17 protein-coding genes are annotated in these 20,611 nt (G+C 41.7%); 1 reads left to right on the plus strand and 16 read right to left on the minus strand.

Going from position 1 to position 20,611, the window contains the following annotated elements:
• Positions 1-24 precede the first annotated feature (24 nt).
• Genes SORDD27_RS04810 through SORDD27_RS04840 form a run of 7 tightly spaced genes read right to left on the minus strand, consistent with a single transcriptional unit; the run spans position 25 to position 6,430 of the window.
• On the minus strand, positions 25-363 hold the full coding sequence (locus tag SORDD27_RS04810) for a YlbF/YmcA family competence regulator (protein ID WP_000065973.1): 339 nt from the start codon (positions 361-363) through the stop codon (positions 25-27).
• A gap of 10 nt (positions 364-373) precedes the next feature.
• Positions 374-1,477 carry a prephenate dehydrogenase gene (locus tag SORDD27_RS04815; protein ID WP_061427654.1) on the minus strand — a complete coding sequence of 368 codons (1,104 nt, stop codon included), beginning with the start codon at positions 1,475-1,477 and terminating at the stop codon, positions 374-376.
• A 9-nt stretch (positions 1,478-1,486) separates the two neighbouring features.
• Positions 1,487-2,653, minus strand: a complete 1,167-nt coding sequence (aroC, locus tag SORDD27_RS04820) for a chorismate synthase (RefSeq protein WP_001269883.1) — start codon at positions 2,651-2,653, stop codon at positions 1,487-1,489.
• A 9-nt stretch (positions 2,654-2,662) separates the two neighbouring features.
• Positions 2,663-3,730 carry a 3-dehydroquinate synthase gene (gene aroB, locus SORDD27_RS04825; RefSeq protein WP_061427655.1) on the minus strand — a complete coding sequence of 356 codons (1,068 nt, stop codon included), beginning with the start codon at positions 3,728-3,730 and terminating at the stop codon, positions 2,663-2,665.
• An 18-nt stretch (positions 3,731-3,748) separates the two neighbouring features.
• Entirely contained in the window at positions 3,749-4,603 is an 855-nt protein-coding gene (locus SORDD27_RS04830) for a shikimate dehydrogenase (protein ID WP_061427657.1), read from the minus strand.
• Complete coding sequence (aroD, locus tag SORDD27_RS04835; RefSeq protein ID WP_061427659.1) at positions 4,593-5,270, minus strand: type I 3-dehydroquinate dehydratase; 678 nt, start codon at positions 5,268-5,270, stop codon at positions 4,593-4,595. The genes SORDD27_RS04830 and aroD overlap by 11 nt, the downstream gene beginning before the upstream one ends.
• Complete coding sequence (locus SORDD27_RS04840; protein WP_061427661.1) at positions 5,267-6,430, minus strand: class I SAM-dependent rRNA methyltransferase; 1,164 nt, start codon at positions 6,428-6,430, stop codon at positions 5,267-5,269. Before SORDD27_RS04840 ends, aroD begins: the two co-directional genes overlap by 4 nt.
• Before the next feature lie 272 nt (positions 6,431-6,702).
• Between SORDD27_RS04840 and SORDD27_RS04845 the strand changes: the two genes are divergently transcribed.
• Positions 6,703-8,151 carry an alpha-amylase gene (locus SORDD27_RS04845; RefSeq protein ID WP_061427663.1) on the plus strand — a complete coding sequence of 483 codons (1,449 nt, stop codon included), beginning with the start codon at positions 6,703-6,705 and terminating at the stop codon, positions 8,149-8,151.
• A gap of 87 nt (positions 8,152-8,238) precedes the next feature.
• On the opposite strand, the gene alaS is transcribed toward SORDD27_RS04845, so the two are convergent.
• The 9 genes from alaS to cas6 form a co-directional block, all read right to left on the minus strand.
• Entirely contained in the window at positions 8,239-10,857 is a 2,619-nt protein-coding gene (gene alaS / locus SORDD27_RS04850) for an alanine--tRNA ligase (RefSeq protein WP_061427665.1), read from the minus strand.
• A 21-nt stretch (positions 10,858-10,878) separates the two neighbouring features.
• Complete coding sequence (locus tag SORDD27_RS04855) at positions 10,879-11,364, minus strand: LURP-one-related/scramblase family protein (RefSeq protein WP_061427667.1); 486 nt, start codon at positions 11,362-11,364, stop codon at positions 10,879-10,881.
• A gap of 296 nt (positions 11,365-11,660) precedes the next feature.
• Entirely contained in the window at positions 11,661-12,950 is a 1,290-nt protein-coding gene (csm6, locus tag SORDD27_RS04860) for a type III-A CRISPR-associated CARF protein Csm6 (protein ID WP_061427669.1), read from the minus strand.
• The gene (csm5, locus tag SORDD27_RS04865; protein ID WP_061427670.1) at positions 12,922-14,025 is read right to left on the minus strand and encodes a type III-A CRISPR-associated RAMP protein Csm5; all 1,104 of its coding nucleotides are present in this window, start codon (positions 14,023-14,025) and stop codon (positions 12,922-12,924) included. The genes csm6 and csm5 overlap by 29 nt, the downstream gene beginning before the upstream one ends.
• Positions 14,022-14,927 carry a type III-A CRISPR-associated RAMP protein Csm4 gene (csm4, locus tag SORDD27_RS04870; RefSeq protein WP_061427671.1) on the minus strand — a complete coding sequence of 302 codons (906 nt, stop codon included), beginning with the start codon at positions 14,925-14,927 and terminating at the stop codon, positions 14,022-14,024. Before csm4 ends, csm5 begins: the two co-directional genes overlap by 4 nt.
• Position 14,928: 1 nt before the next feature.
• Positions 14,929-15,591 (minus strand): type III-A CRISPR-associated RAMP protein Csm3, encoded by a 663-nt coding sequence (gene csm3 / locus SORDD27_RS04875; RefSeq protein ID WP_061427672.1) that lies wholly within the window; start codon positions 15,589-15,591, stop codon positions 14,929-14,931.
• Positions 15,591-15,971, minus strand: coding sequence for a type III-A CRISPR-associated protein Csm2 (csm2, locus tag SORDD27_RS04880; protein WP_006148241.1), 381 nt, complete (start codon positions 15,969-15,971; stop codon positions 15,591-15,593). The genes csm3 and csm2 overlap by 1 nt, the downstream gene beginning before the upstream one ends.
• Positions 15,972-18,215 (minus strand): type III-A CRISPR-associated protein Cas10/Csm1, encoded by a 2,244-nt coding sequence (cas10, locus tag SORDD27_RS04885; protein WP_061427673.1) that lies wholly within the window; start codon positions 18,213-18,215, stop codon positions 15,972-15,974.
• Positions 18,196-18,927 carry a CRISPR-associated endoribonuclease Cas6 gene (gene cas6 / locus SORDD27_RS04890; RefSeq protein ID WP_061427676.1) on the minus strand — a complete coding sequence of 244 codons (732 nt, stop codon included), beginning with the start codon at positions 18,925-18,927 and terminating at the stop codon, positions 18,196-18,198. Before cas6 ends, cas10 begins: the two co-directional genes overlap by 20 nt.
• Between the last annotated feature and the right edge of the window lie 1,684 nt (positions 18,928-20,611).

Below are 20,611 nucleotides of genomic sequence, written 5' to 3' on the forward strand. Positions count from 1 at the left end.
TCTGGCTTTTATACAGATAAAATACTATTTCAATAATTCTGAAACAGGTTCAAAGACAATTTTTTCAATGTCTGAAAGGTAAATGGACAATTGTTGCTGTTTGGCAAAGAAATCTGACAAAAGAGCGTTCTCTTGGATTTGCTTGCTGAAGGACTGCATCTTTTCTTGGAAAGAGGCGTCTGGCATTTGTCCCGTTTGCGCCATGACTTGGATTTCTTGCTGGAAAGCGAGGTAGTCTGCAAAAATCTTGCTGGCTTGTTCATCTGCTTGGATGGCATCTTTTGCTGCCTTGACCGCCTTGTATTCTGGTAATTCGCGTAACCCGCGACTGAGTTCATTTGCACTATCGTAAATATTTGACATGATTTTCTCCTTATTTGATGACGACTGTATAGTCTGTATTTTCTGTAATTAAGCGCTCAGCTCGTTCTAAGTCTTGAGCATTCTTAAATGAAATTTGTAGAATCCCGTGAACATCCTCACGGTTTTCTTCGTTGATGTGGATATTAACCAAGGAAGTTCCACGTAGCAATTCCAAAATCCGCAAGATGACATCTTCTTCATCGGGAACGTCGACATAGAGGTCGTAAGAGCTATCCACACCACCACGCTTATGGATTTCCATAGCCTGCCGTTGCGCACGTGCTTGGTTGAAAAAGTTCCAAATCTGCTCTTCTTCCCCCTTGCTAATAGCCTGACCAACCTCATCTAGGCGCTCCTTGAAATCCGCAATTCGATCTAGAATAGTCTCACGATTGGACAAGAGAATGGAAGTCCACATACCTGGTTCACTCTCTGCAATGCGAGTCATATCTCGAAAACCACCCGCTGCAAAGCGCCTTGCCATCTCATGTTCTTGAGCATAAACTGCTGTCTGCTCCATGAGGCTGGAAGCCAGAATATGAGGAAAATGACTAATCTGAGAAGTCACCCGATCATGCTCCTTGGCATCAATCTCGATAAAACGAGCATGAAGACCTGAAAGCAGATCTTTCATTTCCTCAAGTGTGTCAGGACTTGTCAGGCTCGAAGGAGTGAATATATAATAGGCATTTTCAAAGAGATTGACATCCGCAGAGGCAGCCCCTGTCTTGTGGCTACCAGCCATGGGATGGGCCCCGACAAAGCGAACAGGCTTGCCAGCTAAATATTCCTCCGCCACTTCCACAATGGCAGCCTTGGTTGAGCCCGCATCCGAGATAATGACGCCTTCTTTCAAGTTCAAACCTGCCAACTCCTGAATAAAAGCAATGGTCTGCTTGATTGGCAAGGTCAAGATGATGACATCTGCCAGAGGAGCAAAACTGGCAAAATCATCCGTCGCACGGTCAATCATCCCCCGCTCCAAGGCAATATCTCTAGAAGCCTGACTGCGATTATAACCTAGAATTTCATAATCAGGATGATCGCGTTTGATACCAAGCGCCATCGAGGCACCAATCAAACCGAGACCTGCGATATAGATGGTTTTTGCCATAGGAACTCCTTAATAGTTCTTTGTATACTCACGGTGTTTGGTTACCGCTTCTTTTAATTCCTCTAGGTTGTCCGATGAAAATTTTTCAAGGATTTCTTGCGCCAGAACCGTTGCTACAACAGCTTCCATGACTACCCCAGCTGCTGGCAGAGCGGTCGGATCACTTCTCTCCACGGTTGCCTTGTAAGGTTCGTGGGTTTCGATATCCACACTCATAAGTGGTTTGTAAAGAGTGGGAATGGGTTTCATAACTCCACGAACAACAATTGGTTGCCCATTGGTCATACCACCTTCAAAACCACCTAGATTATTGGTACGACGAGTATAGCCGTCTTCTTTAGACCAGAGAATTTCATCCATAACTTGGCTGCCTTTGCGGTAACCAGCTTCAAATCCAAGACCAAATTCCACCCCTTTAAAGGCATTGATAGAAACAACTGCTTGGGCCAATCGCGCATCCAATTTTCTGTCCCATTGGACATAGGAGCCAAGGCCAACTGGAACGCCTCCGACGACTGTCTCTACAACCCCACCGATGGTATCACCGTCACGTTTGATTTGGTCAATATAGTCCTTGATTTCCTGTTCCCGCTCTTGGTTGACAATAGAAACTTCAGACTGGGCAGCTCGTTCCTTAATCTCAGCCACTGTCAGATTTTCAGGTACATCGATTTCCTTGCCACCAAAGACCACGACATGGTTGGCAATCTCCATATTTAGCTCAGCCAAAAGTCGTTTGGCTACTGCCCCAACAGCCACTCGCATGGTGGTTTCACGGGCAGATGACCTCTCCAAGGAATTTCGCAAATCATCAAAACGGTACTTAATGCCCCCAACTAAATCGGCATGACCTGGGCGAGGATGGGTAATTTTTCTCTTGCTTTTAAGGCGGTCTTCAATGTCCTCAGCAGACATGATATCCAGCCATTTTTGGTGGTCCTTATTGATGACATCCATGGTAATAGGTGCCCCTGTCGTCTTCCCGTGACGAACGCCCGAAGTAAAGACAACCTGGTCACTCTCAATCTTCATACGGCCACCACGACCGTAGCCACCCTGACGGCGTTTAAGGTCTCCATTAATATCCTCTGCTGTCAAAGGAAGTCCAGCTGGAATTCCTTCAATAATAGCCGTCAAACGGGGGCCGTGTGATTCTCCTGCAGTTAAATATCTCATACGTTCTCCTTATTTTACCAAGTAGTCTTTCATCTCTTCCAGAGAAACTGGGTGAATGGTCGCTGAACCAAGCTCTGGAACTAAGACCAATTTCAAGGTGTTTCCACGCGCTTTTTTATCATGAGTCAAAGCTTGATAAAGTTTGTCAACATCCCAGTTTTCATAATCAACAGGCAAGCCAAATTTCTGGCACATCTCTGTAATGGACTGGGTTATTCCTTCTGGCATGAGGCCTTTTCCCTCAGCAACCTTGGAAATCTGAACCATGCCCATAGCCACAGCTTCTCCATGCATGACCTTGCCATAACCGGCAGTTGCTTCAATAGCATGACCAATAGTGTGCCCAAAATTGAGGTAAAGACGAACACCGTTATCCAACTCATCTTCGACCACCATCTTGCGCTTAACCTGACAAGAATGTTCAATCAAAGTCTCTGCATGTTCCAAAATGCTCTCTACAGAACCATCTAGCTCCATCAAGAGAGCCCACAGTTCTGGATCCTCAATCAAGCCGTACTTGATAACCTCGCCCATCCCCTCAATCAGCTCTCTTTTTCCAAGCGTTTCTAGGACAAGCGGGTCAATCAGAACCCCATCTGGTTGAGCAAAGGTACCCACCATATTTTTAGCAAAAGGAGTATTGACACCTGTCTTTCCACCGATAGAAGAATCCACCTGGGCTGTCAAACTAGTCGGAATCTGAACAAAGTGAATGCCCCGCATATAGGTAGAGGCTGCGAAACCAGCCAGGTCCCCAACGACACCACCACCTAGAGCCACGATTCCATCGCTACGAGTCAAACCTTGCTTAACTAGAAACTCATAGACCTTCTGAACAGTGGTTAAATTTTTTCGTTCTTCGCCTTCTAAAAAGTCAAAAACAGCTACCTGAAAACCAGCATCTTCTAGACTGAGTTTGACCCTCTCTGCATAGAGAGAGGCTACATGGTTATCAGTCACGATAACCACTTTTTGTGGTTGCCAGAGTTCTCGCAACCATTGACCAGCCTGAGCCAGACAACCTTTTTCAATTTGAATATCATAAGGATGATGCGGAATATCGATTCTGATTTTCATAGTAGGGTCTCCTTTTCACTATTTATATTTTTCTGTTAAGGACTGCCAAATCTCATCTGTCGGCATTTCTTTACCTGTCCACAGTTGAAAAGCTTCAGCAGCTTGATAGAGCAACATCCCCAGGCCATTGACGGCTGGATTGCCCTGACTTTTAGCCCATTTCAAAAACGGCGTCTCAAAGGGTTGGTAAATGATATCTGCGACCAAGAAAGCCTTTGGTAAGACTATGCTTTCAGGAACTGGGGATGATTTGCCATCCATCCCTACACTGGTCGCATTGACGAGCAGGTCCGACTCAGCAATCCTTGATTGCAGTTCAGAAATATCTTCTAAAGCATACAAGTCCACTTTAAATCCTGTTTGGTCCTGCAACTTGTCTAGGTAAGGTCTTGTTTTTTCCATGGAAACTGAACGAACAAAGACTGAAATCTGACTAGCGCCATCCAAAATAGCCTGAGCCAAAATGGACTTGGCTGCACCACCTGCTCCCAGAATGGTCATTTTCTTATCCGAGATTGTAAAAGAAGGCAAGCTCTTAAAGAATCCCTTGCCATCTGTATTATATCCAATTAACGTTCCGTCTTGATTAACAACTGTGTTGACCGCCCCAATCAAACGAGCCTCATCACTCAACTCATCCAGATAAGGAATCACTTGCTCCTTGTAAGGCATAGACAGGTTGATGCCAAACATCTGGTAACGTCGAATATTAGCAACTGTTTCTGCCAAATCACCCGCTTCAATCTCCCAAGCTACATAGGCACCATTGGTATCTGTCGCCTCAAAGGCCCTATTGTGGATGAAGGGTGAAATAGAGTGTTTGATGGGATTGGCAACAACTGCAGCTAAACGTGTATAGCCATCAAGCTTCATCCAAAATCTCCCTGATTTTCTTCATGTTTGATAGCGAAATCTGACCTGGGGCACTCGCTTCATCCAGACTAGCAAATGACCAACTTGAACCCGTCACATCTGAAGTGATACGAGATACCTTGCCCATTTTCCCCATGGAAATGGTCACGTACTCTTGCTCAGGATTGAGTGTCTTAAATCCTCGTGTGTAGTTCATCAGATCTAAAACATCCTGCTCCGTGTGGGCCATAACTGATACCTTGACCACTTTCGGAGAGAGACTGGTTAACTCAGACAAAATCTCCATCATATTTTCAGGTGTCTCCTGGAAATTATGATAGCTCAATACGAGATTTGGAAAATCCAACATTTCCTCAAAAACGTCTTTGTAGCTGAAATACTCAAAATCTACATAATCCGGCTGATAGAGCTGAGTAACTTCCTTGATGATTTGAACATACTCCTCTGAGGAAAGTTCGATTTCTCCTCCCTCAGCGCGGGTCCGAAGGGTAAAGACAAGTTCGCGTCCTGCAAATTTCTCAAAGATAGCGGGTGCTACCTGTAAAATAGCGTCCTTTGTAAGAAAGTCCGCACGCCACTCAATGATATCGGCATCTTCATACCTAGTGGCATCCAGTTCTTGCGCTTCTTCCAAACTTCTTGGCATTACTGAAGCGATTAATTTCATCTACTAACCTTCATACTAATCACCTTGAGGTAATTACTGCTTTCATCTTTTTTATTATAGGCAAAGTCTGCTGGAAGACCATATTGGTTCAAGATCTGATACCTTTTTCCTGCAAAACCTTTATCAATCTGTTCTGTAAATTTCTGGCGGGAAACATTGGCAGCATTGGTACTGGCAATGATAATGCCTCCCGGATTTAAAATCTCTAGACTCTGGGAAATCAACTTGTGATAGTCCTTAGCTACAGAGAATGTTTGTTTTTTATTGCGGGCAAAGCTTGGCGGATCAAGAACAATCACATCATAGGTCAAGCCTTTTCTCTTGGCATACTTGAAGTACTCAAAGACATCCATGACGATAAAACGATGATTGTCCGTGCTGAGTCCATTTGCCTGAAAATGAGCTTCTGACAGCTCTCTAGACCGTTTGGCCAAGTCAACTGAAGTCGTCTCACTGGCACCTCCCATAGCTGCAGCAACTGAAAAGGCCGCCGTATAGGAAAACATATTGAGCAAGGATTTGCCCATGGCTAGACCGTCAACCAGACTCCCACGAACCTCATGCTGGTCTAGGAAAATCCCGGTCATCAAGCCATCATTCATAAAGACTTGATAGAGCACGCCATTCTCAAGAACAGTAAAGTAATCTGGCGCTTCCTCACCATAAACATAGGCAGACTCGTAGTTTTGACCTTTAAAACGAATCTTTTCATAAGCCCCCAAGACCTCAGGAAAAACTTCCTTAAAAGCCTTTACGATCAGCTTACGAATCTGGTAAACAAAGGAGTTGTACCAAGAAAAGACAGCATAATCTCCATAGAGATCAACAGTCAGACCACCAAAACCATCCCCCTCTTGGTTAAAAAGGCGAAAGGCAGTAGTCAAGTCATCTTGATAATAAGGCTTTCTAGCTTCCTTAGCCTTACGAAACAGAGTTTCAAAGAAGGATTGGTTGAAACCAACCTTTTCCTTGCTGACCAACCAGCCAATGCCCTTGTTCTGCTGAGAAAGATAGGCACTCCCTAAAAACTTCCCGTCTTGACTAAGAACTTCTACTGCCTGATCCGTCAGATCAATATCTGTTAAATCACTTGCTTCCAAAAGAACTAGACCCTTAGCTAGCTTTTTTTCAACACGTCTGCTGACCCTAATTCTATTCATAGTTACTATTATAGCAAATTTTGTGACAATTCTCAAAAAAGAAACCGTTTAACCAGTTGTACTTTAGTTTACTGAGTGTCATTTTTGTTAAAATAAGTTTATTCCATTTACTTTTTCACCAAAACATCCTCTCCCTTGTGATGGAAAGAGAGATTTTAATCGATAAAAATAGACAATTTCAGAAATGAGTATAGAATCTTGCGCAAACGTTTGCCTAGTTCTAAACTTTATGGTAGAATAAAACACAACATTGATAAGCAAGAGGAAAAACAATGCAAAATCAGACACTTATGCAATACTTTGAATGGTATCTGCCACACGACGGCCAACACTGGGCTCGACTGACAAATGACTCAGAGCACCTAGTAAACCTTGGCATCAGCCATGTCTGGATGCCACCTGCCTTCAAGGCAACCAACGAAAAAGATGTCGGCTATGGGGTCTATGACTTATTCGACTTAGGCGAGTTTCACCAAAAAGGTACTGTCCGCACCAAGTATGGTTTTAAAGAAGACTATCTTCAAGCCATTCAAGCCCTAAAAGCACAGGGAATTCAACCTATGGCCGATGTGGTGCTCAATCACAAGGCTGCTGCCGATCATATGGAAGCCTTTCAGGTTATTGAAGTAGACCCTGAGGATCGTACCGTTCAACTAAGCGAGCCCTTTACTATCAATGGCTGGACTCACTTTACTTTCGATGGTCGCCAAGATACCTACAATGACTTCCACTGGCACTGGTACCACTTCACAGGTACAGACTACGATGCCAAGCGCCGTAAGTCTGGTATTTACCTGATCCAGGGGGACAATAAAGGTTGGGCAAATGAGGAATTGGTCGATAACGAAAACGGTAACTACGACTACCTCATGTATGCCGACCTAGATTTTAAACATCCTGAAGTCATCCAAAATATCTATGACTGGGCTGACTGGTTCATGGAAACGACTGGTGTAGCTGGTTTCCGCTTGGATGCCGTTAAACACATTGACTCTTTCTTCATGCGCAATTTTATCCGTGATATGAAGGAAAAATACGGTGAGGATTTCTATGTTTTTGGTGAATTTTGGAATCCTGACAAGGAAGCCAATCTGGAATATCTTGAAAAAACGGAAGAACGTTTTGACCTTGTCGATGTTCGCCTCCACCAGAACCTCTTTGAAGCCAGTCAGGCTGGAGCAAGTTACGACCTTCGTAACATTTTCACAGATAGCTTGGTTGAACTAAAACCCGATAAGGCTGTAACCTTTGTCGACAACCATGATACTCAACGAGGACAAGCCCTCGAATCGACTGTTGAAGAATGGTTCAAGCCAGCAGCCTATGCCCTTATTCTATTACGCCAAGATGGTCTTCCATGTGTCTTTTACGGCGACTACTATGGGATTTCAGGGCAGTATGCTCAACAAGATTTCAGAGAAGTTCTTGATCGTCTCCTAGCCATCCGAAAAGACAAGGCCTATGGAAAGCAAACAGACTACTTTGACGATGCCAACTGTATCGGATGGGTTCGTTCAGGTGCTGAACATCAATCTCCAATCGCTGTCCTTATCTCAAATGACCAAGAAAACAGCAAGTCTATGTTTGTTGGTCAAGAATGGGCTGACCAAACCTTTGTTGATCTCCTTGAAAATCATCCAGCACAAGTCACTATCAATGCTGATGGTTATGGAGAATTTCCAGTAGCGGCGGGTTCAGTCAGTGTCTGGGCAGCAAAATAAACCTATCAGGTACAAGTCAAATCCAACCGGATTTGGCTTTTTTGTATGCACAAAAAGACCTACCCAAATGGATAGATCTTCATTGTCTTATAATTTACCTGCTACTGCCTCCAAGAGTTCTTGGATTTTCGCTTGGTTGCTTCCTCCTGCCATGGCCATGTCTGGTTTACCACCACCACGTCCTTCGACAATTGGAGCCAATTCTTTGACAAGGTTTCCTGCATGCACATCTTTTGTCTTGCTAGCTACAAGAACATTGACTTTGTCACCGATGGCTGCAACTAGGACAAGCACGTCAGAGTAGTCTTTTTGTTTCCAGTTATCCGCAAAGGTACGAAGGGCACCTGCATCTGATACAGACACTTGACTAGCAATGTAACGGTGACCGTTTGCTTCTTGAACATTCTTGAAGACATCACCTGCTGCCGCTGCCGCTGCTTTTTCTTTCAACTCAGCATTTTCTTTTTGAAGCTGACGAAGTTGTTCTTGAAGTCCTTCAACCTTATGAGGTACTTCTTTGAGTTGAGGTGCTTTCAAGGTTGCTGCGACTGCTTTCAGAGCGTCTTCTTGTTCGCGGTAGGCTTCAAAGGCTTCCTTACCAGTCACTGCCAAGATACGGCGAGTTCCTGATCCGATTCCTTCTTCTTTGACAATCTTGAAGAGACCAATCTCAGAAGTGTTGCCAACATGGGTACCACCACAAAGTTCCACTGAGTAGTCACCAATGGTTACAACACGGACTTCTTTACCGTATTTCTCACCAAAGAGGGCCATAGCTCCCATTTCTTTAGCCGTGTCAATATCTGTCTCAACAGTTTCTACAGCAATTGCTTCCCAAATTTTCTCATTAACTTGCTGTTCAATGGCGCGCAACTCTTCAGGAGTCACAGCTTGGAAGTGAGTGAAGTCAAAGCGAAGGAATTCGACTTCGTTCAGAGATCCTGCTTGTGTCGCATGGTGACCAAGGATATTGTGAAGGGCCGCATGGAGCAAGTGAGTGGCTGTGTGGTTCTTCATGACACGATGACGACGGTTGGTATCAATTGCCAAGGTGTATTCTTGGTTCAAAGCAAGTGGTGCAAGAACTTCAACAGTATGAAGAGCTTGTCCGTTTGGTGCTTTTTGCACATCCGTCACATTCGCTACGACATTTCCTTTAGCATCCAAGATTTGACCGTGGTCAGCTACCTGTCCACCCATTTCAGCGTAGAATGGAGTCTCTGCAAAGATAAGAGAGGCAGTTCCTTCAGAAACAGCTTCTACTTCTGCATTGTCAGCCACGATAGCCACCAACTTAGAAGGCAATTGGCTGGCATTGTAGTTGAAGACACTTTCCACTGTAATGTTTTGAAGGGTTTCATTTTGCATTCCCATTGAGCCACCTTTGACAGCTGACGCACGCGCACGTTCTTGCTGCTCTTTCATGGCCGCTTCAAAACCTTCACGGTCTACAGTCATCCCAGCTTCTTCAGCGATTTCTTCTGTCAATTCAACTGGGAATCCATATGTATCGTAGAGTTTGAAGACATCTTGCCCCGCGATAACGTTTTGACCTTTGGCTTTCAGGTCTGCTACGATACCTTGGGCAAAATGTTGACCTGAGTGAAGAGTACGGGCAAATGACTCTTCCTCGCTCTTCACGATTTTCTCGATAAAGTCACATTTTTCAAGCACTTCTGGGTAGTAGCTTTCCATGATTTTTCCAACAGTTGGAACGAGTTTGTAAAGGAAAGGCTCGTTGATACCCAATTTTTGACCGTGCATAGACGCGCGACGGAGGAGACGGCGAAGGACATAACCACGACCTTCATTTCCAGGAAGGGCACCATCACCGATGGCAAATGAAAGAGAACGGATATGGTCAGCAATGACCTTGAAGCTCATGTTGTCGCCATCTTGGTCATAAACCTTACCAGACAATTTCTCAACTTCACGGATGATTGGCATGAAGAGGTCTGTTTCAAAGTTTGTCTTAGCCCCTTGGATAACTGCCACCAAACGCTCCAAACCAGCACCCGTATCAATATTCTTGTGTGGCAATTCCTTGTACTCACTACGAGGAACAGCTGGATCAGCGTTGAATTGTGACAAAACGATGTTCCAGATTTCGATGTAACGGTCGTTTTCGATATCCTCTGCAAGCAGGCGAAGACCAATATTTTCTGGGTCAAAGGCTTCTCCACGGTCAAAGAAGATTTCTGTATCAGGTCCAGAAGGTCCCGCACCGATTTCCCAGAAGTTGTCTTCGATTGGGATCAAGTGGCTTGGGTCCACTCCTACTTCAATCCAGCGGTTGTAAGAATCTTTATCATCTGGATAGTAGGTCATGTAGAGTTTTTCAGCTGGAAAATCAAACCATTCTGGGCTTGTCAAAAGCTCATAAGCCCATGTGATGGCTTCGTCACGGAAGTAATCCCCGATAGAGAAGTTCCCTAACATTTCAAACATAGTATGGTGACGCGCAGTCTTCCCTACGTTTTCAATATCGTTAGTACGAATCGCTTTTTGGGCATTGGTAATACGTGGATTTTCAGGGATAATGGTTCCGTCAAAGTATTTCTTAAGGGTTGCTACCCCAGAGTTGATCCACAAAAGAGTTGGGTCGTTTACAGGAACCAAGCTGACTGATGGTTCTACAGAGTGACCTTTGCTGGCCCAGAAATCAAGCCACATTTGGCGAACTTGAGCACTAGATAGTTGTTTCATAATATCTCCTTATTTACTTGTTTAATTTGATTGGCTTTCCAGCATCTCCACATAGTCAATCGCGACACAAAGGGAAATGACTAGGTCTGCATAAGCGTCCTCAAGAACCGTTACGGTATAGGTAGAGGTCAGATGGAAGAGTTCCTTCTTAATTTCCGCAATCAGCTGATCGCGATCATCCAGCAATTTGAAATTCAAATCCCAGATATTCCCCTCGATACGAAGACCTAGATTATCAAACTCATACTTATCTCGCCAGAAGGTCAACTTCTTGCGAATGACAAAACTCGAGCCATCCCGAAGCTGAATCTCAAAACGAGGAAGCAAGGTCAAGATTTCTTTACTAATCTGACTGACTTGTTCACCATTAACATCATAGACAGTAAAAGTTTTGGGAATCTTAAAAAATGATCCCTCTACCTGATAGGCGATTTCTCCTCTATCATCCTTGATAGCGAAGCGTTCGCCTCCAAGACGAAACTTTTGTTTGACAAGAAATGTTTTCATCAACACCTCCAAAAATCAAAAGACAAGCTCATATCACGAAGGGCGAAAAACCGCGGTACCACCTTCATTCAATGAACTTGTCATTCTCTTATTCTTATGCAATTGTATGATTGAGTAGCATGACTTCCTAGCTTAGATGGCTCGCAGCACCGCCATTTCTCTGGACTAAGATGATTGAAAATCAATTCTCAACTTTCTTATTATATCGTTTTTTTAATCTTGCGTCAACTGGGAAAGCAAGCACTTGCAATCACATTATATGTATCATCAGCAAATTGATTTATTGATAAAGTATATTATTGACGAAGTAAGTCAAGCATTTCATTATTGAGTGTTTGATAACAAGAGAAATAGCTATCATCAATCTCAAATGTATCTTGTAAAATAAAGCGCAAGGTATCTATTGTCTGTTGCAATTTCTTTGAATTGACTAGTTTACTATCAATCTCTGACAAGCCATGTGCAACCTTATTTCTCTCATTGTTTAAAGAAATGATAACTCTAAGTGACCTAATTAATTCAGGACTATATTTGTAATACTCTAAAATTTTAGTGTATATAATTAAGTTTAGAGTTGTTGTGGGAGAAAACTCTTCTTTTTTTTCCTCATTTTCATTTTGTGATTTTTTATAATCACTATCTAAATAACAGATAACTTTTTTAAAATCTTGATGTTCTTTGTTTAGCTTAGGTAACTTATTTTTATATATTATTAGATTTGGATGATTCCTTTTTATTCTATCTTCTAATATAAATTCAACTAATGATTTTGACTTAATCAAAACATCTGCTACTTGACCTCGTTTGTTTAAAATCTCAATCATCAAAAAATAATTAAGGGCTTTTTTCTCAACCTCTGAAAGTGGATATTTCTGAATTTCTGAAAGAACTTCTTGTTTTTTAAAAACATTTACTAAATCGGTTAGAATGATTCTTAAACGAGCTAACTGCTTATTTGAAAGCAGCCCCTTCGAATCTCTCCGGATAACAATCTTTTCAACAGCTAAATAATCATATGACTCTATCAAACTTCTTAAATGACGTTTAACTAAAGAATGATTGAACTTCTCCGCTATATCCATGATACATCTGTTTTCATAATTATCCTGATTATCTTCATTATTTTTAAACAGATTATCTTCCTCTTCCTTAGAGAGTATTTTTTGGGGATTGTTAGATGAATTACTAGGAGTGGTAACTTGAATTGCCTGCGTATTATAGTCATCAATTCGGTTTATAGCGAATAGAGCTGATTTTATCTGAGGAGTGCCGGAAGATAGATTTAAAATTAATTCCTCTCCTAATTTAGAATACTCTTTTATAATTTTTCCTATGACCTCATACATTTTATCATACAAATAAACCTCATCATTCCTTAATATTTGCTCATGAATTTTCACATCAGGTTTATAGTCTTTAAATGAAAGAAGGGCTCTCTCAATAAGAGTTTTTTTAACTAACATTTCCTCACTGTAGAGTAAGACGATTCTTTCTGGTTTATATTTTCGAGCTATGTGCATTAAGGCTGAGTCTCTGTTCTTACTGATAGGATCCGTATTACCTACTGCTGAAATTAAAATTGTCATTTGTAATCTCCTTAATCATAAAGTTCGCTTTCCCCATTTCATAGAAAGACTCATCATTCATTATCAGTTTTCGAGTTGCTTGTGTTGTTTTAACATTTTTCATTGGTGCTTTTGTTAATTTCAACACTCCCTTACCAACCATCTTTGTCTTCATTCGACTATACCGTTTTTGTAAGATTCCATCCGCTTGTTGAAACAAGGTCTTTGTCCAGGCTCCACTTCCAGCTCCCAAATAGATAGGATATTGAAGATTTGGCTGAATCTTATTTTCAGGAAAATCTGATAAGAAAAATTCTTTATATTCTTTGTAAAAAGCTTGCGCTCTCTGTCCTAATTCCTCAATTAAGATTCCAGCTTCCTTAGTGGTTGTAGTAATGGTGAAACTGATTCTAGTTAAGGGTACGATTGCTTCTCTGTATAAAGGAAGAGGCTTGGCAGTTAAAGACTTGGCTGAATAATCCCATTTTTGAACTAGAATAATCTGCTCATTGTTAAATGGCTTACTATCACTAACACGAATAGCATTGAACAAGTCATTAAATTCTTGACCCTTTTTGGCACCCCATGGAATCATCTTTTTGTTTTCTTTAGGACCTCTCCCACGAAAATCGACTGCATTCCTATTGTTCCAGTCAGGATTGGTATTCATTAAAATGGTCCGAATAGCTCCCTTTAAGGAACTACCTGGAATATACGGACTCCCAAAAGGGTCTCTAATAAATTTTGCAACTTCATTTATCGTGCCTAATTTGGAATCGCGATTATTTTTTTCAATTTCCAAACCAGTCTCAACAATCCGGTAACCACCGAAATCACGATTAGATATCCGGTTATCATCCAAGAAGGAAATCAAGCGATTATTTCTGGCGTTTGGCTTTGTCTCTTGTAAAAAACGCTCAAACTTCTGATCGTATCCTTTCTCCACCATTCGATTATAAAACTTACCCATATCAGGGAAATAAAAGTACCCCTTTTCATAGATAAATTCTCGAGAAGTATATTTCTCACCACTCCCAATATGAATAGGGGCCATGGCTAGGAGGCTGAATTGAAAGGTTCTATATTCTGTTTTCATCTTTCTCCCTCCATCTTGAAAAATAGTGGCTTAGCATAGTTTAATACTTCATGCGGGAAATCAAGAGGCCTTACATCTACAATCTGTCCTGTAAAGGTTTCACAGAAAGTAGATCCAGAAGCAAACTTATATAAATCCTGCTTACGATAATTTTCATTAGTTTCTGTACTAAAGGCAAAACCACTTGATTTACTTAGTAAATAGGAACCAGTTTCCATAGCATGTTCAAGTTCCTTTTCAATGGGTAAAGAAGTTGTTAAGGCCATGACTGTTCCTTGATGGACCTTAGTAAGACGTTTTTTAAGAGCATCAGGTATGTCTGTAATGGTTAAATCAAACCGTCCATAGCCGCTAGAACGTTTACCCCCAATTCCCGCGTACTGCAAACTTGTCATGAGTTCATTCAAGAGGTCTGATTCGGTAGCAATCACATAGAGAGCAGACTTATCAGCAAATCTAACCGTAGAAACTTGATAAAGAGCCCCATCCACATGAGGTTGGTTTTTAGTGATAATGTTTGTTACTGCATGTTCTGCATCTTCAAAAAGCGTCCCATTTACATAGGAATCAAATTTATCTAAAGGAATAAACTGAAGTTTCTTTGCCATTTTCGCTTGACGTCTTACTTCTTTAACATCCGTTGTTAAGTCTTGCTGATCAAACTTTGGAAATCCAATCGGCTTAGGTAAAAATGGACTTGACTGATAAGGAAAGGCATCAGTCAAAACAAAATCATCTTGACCTGCTAATGATACAAATTCTTCCATTTTCCCCATTTTTTTCGCCTCTATAGCTAAGGCAGAAAATAATCGGTCAGCTGCAAAAGTCATTTTAGAACTATCGAGCGTACCTGCTCCAAAGTGAGCAGACTGAAAGTTCATAATATACATCTTATAGGTCATACTAGACCTCCGTAGTTAAAAGTTCATTCAATCTACTAACATCATAGTTTCCGAAAACTGTATTTGCTTTAAGAGCCTCAAAAACAACTTTACCATATCCACGAGAGCCTGATCCACCTAAATAATCAAGTTCCAGGAGTTTTAATCCATCAAGAATTACTTTAAAATCTTCTTCCACTTGTTCTTCACTGTCATCTGTGATTTCATAGATTAATTCAAATGCAAAAGCACTCTTACGGATGGTACGTTCAATTTGTCTCGGATTCGCTTCAGCAGTGATACGGTCAATAGTATTTTCAAACTTAACTTCAGTATAGCTCTTGACCCCTAATGAATCTAACTCGTCCTTATTTATTAAGAAAGCATCTCTAAAAATGAGTCGCCCCATTTTATAGCGATTATCTGAACTGTTCCCAAACAGTCGACTTAGAAGTTCGCCATCTTCTCCTGGTTTCTTAGCTAGTCGTTCATTATGTACTTTTGAAAGAAGACTGCGCATCTTCCCTTTGATACTTGAACCAGGAATAATGGGTAAGTTAGTAATAGGATCCTTGATTACAGGAGAATCAGTAGCTCCAATTGCCGCAAAAGCATTGCTGGTTCCAATATGAAGTCCTGTTTCTAGACGAATTTGTGCTGTTACTTGAATTTTTGCAAATGCCATTAATCTTTTCCTCCGTAAAATTTGAAATAAGCTACTAGTGCTTCCATATAACGACAAAAACGTTGGAGACTTTCCTTATTGTTTATTTCTTTTAAAATGTCTAGAATTTCAGCCTTTTTAACCAAGTCTTTAACCGCAGTTTCTCGGCCCGATTGATAAACAAACTGCACTCTCAAATAAGCAATTTTATCAGCTAAATCCTTATACTCTCTAACCTTACTTTCATCAAAGAGAGTACTCGTCAAGCTTAGTAGGTTTCTAATTTTGCTAGTTGTTAAAAGGAATGCTTCAGGGTTCCTAGAATCTCTAGTGTTTCGATTCAGTGATTTAATAACATTCTCTGCCTTATCTACGTAATTATCATCTGTTAAAATTGCCATCTATGAATCCTTTCTAATCTCATAAATATATAGAAGTAAAGCTATCTCTGCTTCCTTACGTTCATTATCGCTACCTGTATACCAAGAAAAGAATAAATCTTTAAACTCTTTAAACTCTTCTTTTTTATCCTTAGAAGTTTGATCCTCTAAGCGCGTCAAATAATAGGCTAATCGAGCAATATTCATACGATCGTAGTTCCGAAGGAGCTCAATAAGTCTATATACAAAACTCTTTCCTCGCTCATCTTGAATATTAAAGTAGTAACGAATGCTCTTCAGTTTCCCATTATAGACATTGTCAATAAATTGGTCGAACTTCAAGGTATAGGCTTTTTCAAAAAGGGAAATACTATCCTTATCGTTATCCTTTGCTGCCCCTTCTAGCTTACCAGTTTCCTCAGCCATGAGGCTAACTGGAGTTTTATCTGGAAAGAGGCCGATTCCTGCTGATAGGGTTAATTTACCATTTGTCCACTTGATAAAGTTTTGTCGGAGACAAATAGTAAACTCAATAATATCCTGCCAAGAACCGATAGCAAATACATCATCTCCACCGGCATAAATGATCAATAGTTTTTTCTCTCTTGCAAACTGGTTGATATAGACCTTAAAGAAGAGACTCATACTTCTAGAGAAGGTCGCTGACCGTGCCAGAGTATTATACTTGCCACTATCTTGATAAGAGAACCCAGCCATAAAGGCTGCTCCTAGATCATCCACATCTAGTCGAACAACTGCTAATCGCTTGATCCCTTGTCCAGTTTCACTATCCTGAGATAGTTGGGCATACTGGTCAATCTCAGCATATTTGTAATCTCCGACAAAGACATGGGTTGCTTTTAGGATATCTGTACTATAGCTATTCTTTACATAAACACGGTCCCACTCTTCATTGGCAAGGTTGGATTTTGAAATACCACTAATATAGGCTCCCGGACCTATCGGCAGTCCTTTTTCTTTTGTCACAATATAGTAGTTTTCTTGTATTTCCTTGGCAAAGCGATACATCCCTGCACAGATATGGCAGACCTCTTGATCTTTATACTTGGTAAGCTTTTCGACTGAGTGACAAATTGCACATTCTTTCTGGGAGCTTTTTCCTCCTTGGTTGAGTTCAAGTATAGTTTTGGCATCGTAACGAGAAATTTTCTTTTGGGAAATCATCCGACTGGTTGTTTGATAGACTTTTCGATAGTCGGCCAGTGTCGTTGTCATATCATTGGCAGAAAACGGACTCCAACCAAATGCTACGAACAAACCTGTCTGGAAATGCTTGACCAAAAACTGATTGAATTCTGCTTCAAAGCTAGCCAAGGTTTCTCTAGTTTTTTCGGTGTTTGGAAGGATAAAGTAGGCGTGCCCTCCACCGACGTAGAGAAGATTAGCCCTCGTAAGCTCTAACTTCTCCAGTAAGCTGTCAGCGATATGTTCCCCCATAAAATCTAGATACAAGGAACGTGCTTTTAGTTGCTTAGCTGCACCAGCTGTTGCGATATTGTAGATAAAATCCTGAATCCCTGACAGGTCAAAACTTGCTAATAAAAAGGCTTTTTCGCTATAAAAAGCTTCTAAATCCTGTCCCAGTACCTTCTCATAGTCACGACAATTCTTGTCTGCTAAATAGTCCTCTATAGCTAGGGCAAAGCCAGCTGTCAGACGACTGTAGGTTGCTAGAGAAATATCTGATAATCCCTTGGTTCTTGTCGAAACAGGTACATAGGAAAGAGTAGACTCAAGGAGATTCAAAAGGGCATCTATCTCAGATTGGCTAAAGTCAAATATCTTAAACTCTTTTTCTAAGGTCGCTACTATCAAGTCATAGTCTGACTTGTCAGACGGCTCACTAGATTCCTTGGCATAGTTTGGCTCCCCGTCAAGCTCTAATGGACGCGCATCAAGATAACGCTGACTAGGGCTATCTGAAAATACATTGAAGATATCCGATTGTTTGCTTAGGAAATCTTCTTTACCTCCATGAGTATCTGCTGCTCCTTTTAGGCATGAAGCAATCTTTGCGGCAGCTGACGTGATATAGACCAAACTATCAGGAGCTAAGTCCGTCGGCAAATCACTAGAAGTCGCCTTGGCTATCTGCTGAGCTATCTTTTCATTATCCGAAAAGCGTCTAAACCATTCGGACCCAATGGTCCCCAGGTCTTTCTCTTCATACCTGGAACCTTGAATCACCTTGCCGATAGCGTGCAAAAGTGATCCATAAACTAAATCAATCTTTTCTTTCTTCAAGTTCTAAACCTCCCATCCCTAAACTAGTTTTCATGCCGATACCTGAGTACTCCCCAAATTTCAGAAGCATATTGGCGTATGCTTTCAAGGTATTTGGACCTGTAATCTTAAAGGTCAATCTCCCCCTGAAACCAGGGATTTTTTTGCCATGGACTTTAAAATAGCTGGACTCCAATCGATAGCTGGTAATTCTACTGTGCTTGACCAAGTAGTCCAGAGTTTCCTCTTCGATGTCCTGACGTTTCTCGACCAGACGTGCATACTTCATCATCAAACTCTGAAAGATGAGATGCATGGTCGGAAAGAGCACGTACTCTCCCTGGGAGCGAAATCCTGTCGGAGTTTGAAAATGAATGGTGTAGAGTGACCGATCTTGGTTTTCATTAAAAAACTCAAAGAGTTGCTCCGAACTGAGATCTTGCATGGACAGAGACTCAACCATGAGAGTCGGCAAATCATGAAGTTCTACTTTCTTGAGCTCCAAGAGAACAGGCAAAATTTGCTTGACAGCCTCATCCGTCAGAAGATGAAGGGACCATAGGGTCTTGTCCTTTTGATGGATGATTTTTAGTGAGTAGGGGTTGGTTTCCTGCTCATGTAGCCAAGTCACATAGTCTGGTTCTAGCTTTTCCATAAGAAAACCTTGGAATTTTGTCGATAGGTCGCTCGGTGATTGCTCAATCCGCTTAAATGATAGTTCGATGCGTTTCATATGCCTCCTTTATTGATACAACAGCGCTTTTGCTTTCTCATGAGCGCTTTTTTCTTTTACTTTTGGAATCCTTTACCCTTATGAAAATGTCCCCTCTCGAGGTAGATAGGTATCTATACACACTAACAAGAAAATCAAAGAGCTTCTGAGTAAAATGTTTCCGGCCCCTCGCGAGGTAGGTAGGTATCTATACCAATCAAAAAATCAAACAACTTCAGAAAGAATTACACGGTTTCCGGCCCCTCGCGAGGTAGATAGGTGGATATACTTGTAGCGAAGGTAACAACTCATACTCCTGAACCACCAAAGTTTCCGGCCACTTGAGAGGTAGATTGGGAGATATACAAAAATTACTTTACAAGGAAAAGATAAGCAAGTTATGTTTCCGGCCCCTCCCGAGGTTGATAGGTAGCTATACCTTGCAAGAACCTTGACTGGTTGATTAAGGAGATGGAAGTTTCCGGCCCCTCTCGAGGTAGATAGGGAGATATACGTGCGATCACGCTCGACGAATTACTAGAAAAATAATTGTTTCCGGCCCCTTTCGAGGTTGATAGGTATCTATACTCTGATACTTCATATTCAATCGTAGGTGGGTTGTTTGGGTTTCCGGCCCCTAGCGGGGTAGATAGGGAGATATACCTACCTTAGCACAGACTTTTACAAACTATCCCACTGGTTTCCGCCCCCTCTCGAGGTAGATAGGTAGATAGGTATCTATACCTATAGAACACCGCCTAGTGTAAAGAATCAGGGGCAGTCAAAGTTTCCGGCCCCTCGCGAGGTAGATAGGTATCTATACTCATAATGCGGCGGATATTACACCAGCTTATGCCTTGTTTCCGTCCCCTCACGAGGTAGATAGATATCTATAAAATCCCACATTGAGAACAGGATTTTCTCTAAAACTATCCAGTTTCCGGCCCCTCTAAAGGTAGATAGGTGTCTATACGAGGATTTGGGATGATTCCAAAATTTAGAGCGTGGTCTCCGTCCCCTCTCGAGGTGGATAGGTTCTTATACGAAAGAAGTTCAGTTAGGAAGGGTTATAAAAAGAGGGTTTCCGGCCCCTCTCGAGGTAGATAGGGATCTATACACATCAATCCTGATATGAATGTCATCAGGTATGTGTTTCCGGCCTCTCCCGAGGTAGATAGGTGTCTATACACGTTGTTGACAGCAGTGGGCTACTTTTATAAGAAAAAATTGTTTCCGGCCCCTTTCGAGGTAAATAGGTTTCACTACGATCGTAGAAATTTTGGCTAAGAACGCAGTAAATGCGTTTCCGACCCCTCCCGAGGTAGATAGGTAGCTATACGATGGATGTGAGCACTACCTGCGAATTTCTAGGAATGTTTCCGGCCCCTCTCGAGGTAAATAGGTAGCTATACACAAGAAGGTAATTTAATGAAACTTTTCAAACAATATTGGGTTTCCGGTCCCTCCCGAGGTAGATAGGTAGCTATACCCAAAGATAGATGGGATTCGTTTGAAAGAGATGGTTACAGAAAGTTTCCGGCCCCTCTCGAGGTTGATAGGTATCTATACTAAAAACAACTGTGAAACCTGTCAAAACAGACCCTGTGTTTCCGGCCTCTCGCGAGGTAGATAGGTAGCTATACGTAACGTGACACCTTCTGCTGAATCTGGATTTATCCGGTTTCCGTCCCCTCTCGAGGTAGAT

Source organism: Streptococcus oralis (genome assembly GCF_001579025.1).
Taxonomy (GTDB): Bacteria; Bacillota; Bacilli; order Lactobacillales; family Streptococcaceae; genus Streptococcus; species Streptococcus oralis_X.

What these genes read in the sequence shown, in the direction of transcription:
- SORDD27_RS04810 (WP_000065973.1), bottom strand. Translation starts at nt 363, where the DNA reads ATGTCAAATATTTACGATAGTGCAAATGAACTCAGTCGCGGGTTACGC.
- SORDD27_RS04815 (WP_061427654.1), bottom strand. Translation starts at nt 1,477, where the DNA reads ATGGCAAAAACCATCTATATCGCAGGTCTCGGTTTGATTGGTGCCTCG.
- aroC (WP_001269883.1), bottom strand. Translation starts at nt 2,653, where the DNA reads ATGAGATATTTAACTGCAGGAGAATCACACGGCCCCCGTTTGACGGCT.
- aroB (WP_061427655.1), bottom strand. Translation starts at nt 3,730, where the DNA reads ATGAAAATCAGAATCGATATTCCGCATCATCCTTATGATATTCAAATT.
- SORDD27_RS04830 (WP_061427657.1), bottom strand. Translation starts at nt 4,603, where the DNA reads ATGAAGCTTGATGGCTATACACGTTTAGCTGCAGTTGTTGCCAATCCC.
- aroD (WP_061427659.1), bottom strand. Translation starts at nt 5,270, where the DNA reads ATGAAATTAATCGCTTCAGTAATGCCAAGAAGTTTGGAAGAAGCGCAA.
- SORDD27_RS04840 (WP_061427661.1), bottom strand. Translation starts at nt 6,430, where the DNA reads ATGAATAGAATTAGGGTCAGCAGACGTGTTGAAAAAAAGCTAGCTAAG.
- SORDD27_RS04845 (WP_061427663.1), top strand. Translation starts at nt 6,703, where the DNA reads ATGCAAAATCAGACACTTATGCAATACTTTGAATGGTATCTGCCACAC.
- alaS (WP_061427665.1), bottom strand. Translation starts at nt 10,857, where the DNA reads ATGAAACAACTATCTAGTGCTCAAGTTCGCCAAATGTGGCTTGATTTC.
- SORDD27_RS04855 (WP_061427667.1), bottom strand. Translation starts at nt 11,364, where the DNA reads ATGAAAACATTTCTTGTCAAACAAAAGTTTCGTCTTGGAGGCGAACGC.
- csm6 (WP_061427669.1), bottom strand. Translation starts at nt 12,950, where the DNA reads ATGACAATTTTAATTTCAGCAGTAGGTAATACGGATCCTATCAGTAAG.
- csm5 (WP_061427670.1), bottom strand. Translation starts at nt 14,025, where the DNA reads ATGAAAACAGAATATAGAACCTTTCAATTCAGCCTCCTAGCCATGGCC.
- csm4 (WP_061427671.1), bottom strand. Translation starts at nt 14,927, where the DNA reads ATGACCTATAAGATGTATATTATGAACTTTCAGTCTGCTCACTTTGGA.
- csm3 (WP_061427672.1), bottom strand. Translation starts at nt 15,591, where the DNA reads ATGGCATTTGCAAAAATTCAAGTAACAGCACAAATTCGTCTAGAAACA.
- csm2 (WP_006148241.1), bottom strand. Translation starts at nt 15,971, where the DNA reads ATGGCAATTTTAACAGATGATAATTACGTAGATAAGGCAGAGAATGTT.
- cas6 (WP_061427676.1), bottom strand. Translation starts at nt 18,927, where the DNA reads ATGAAACGCATCGAACTATCATTTAAGCGGATTGAGCAATCACCGAGC.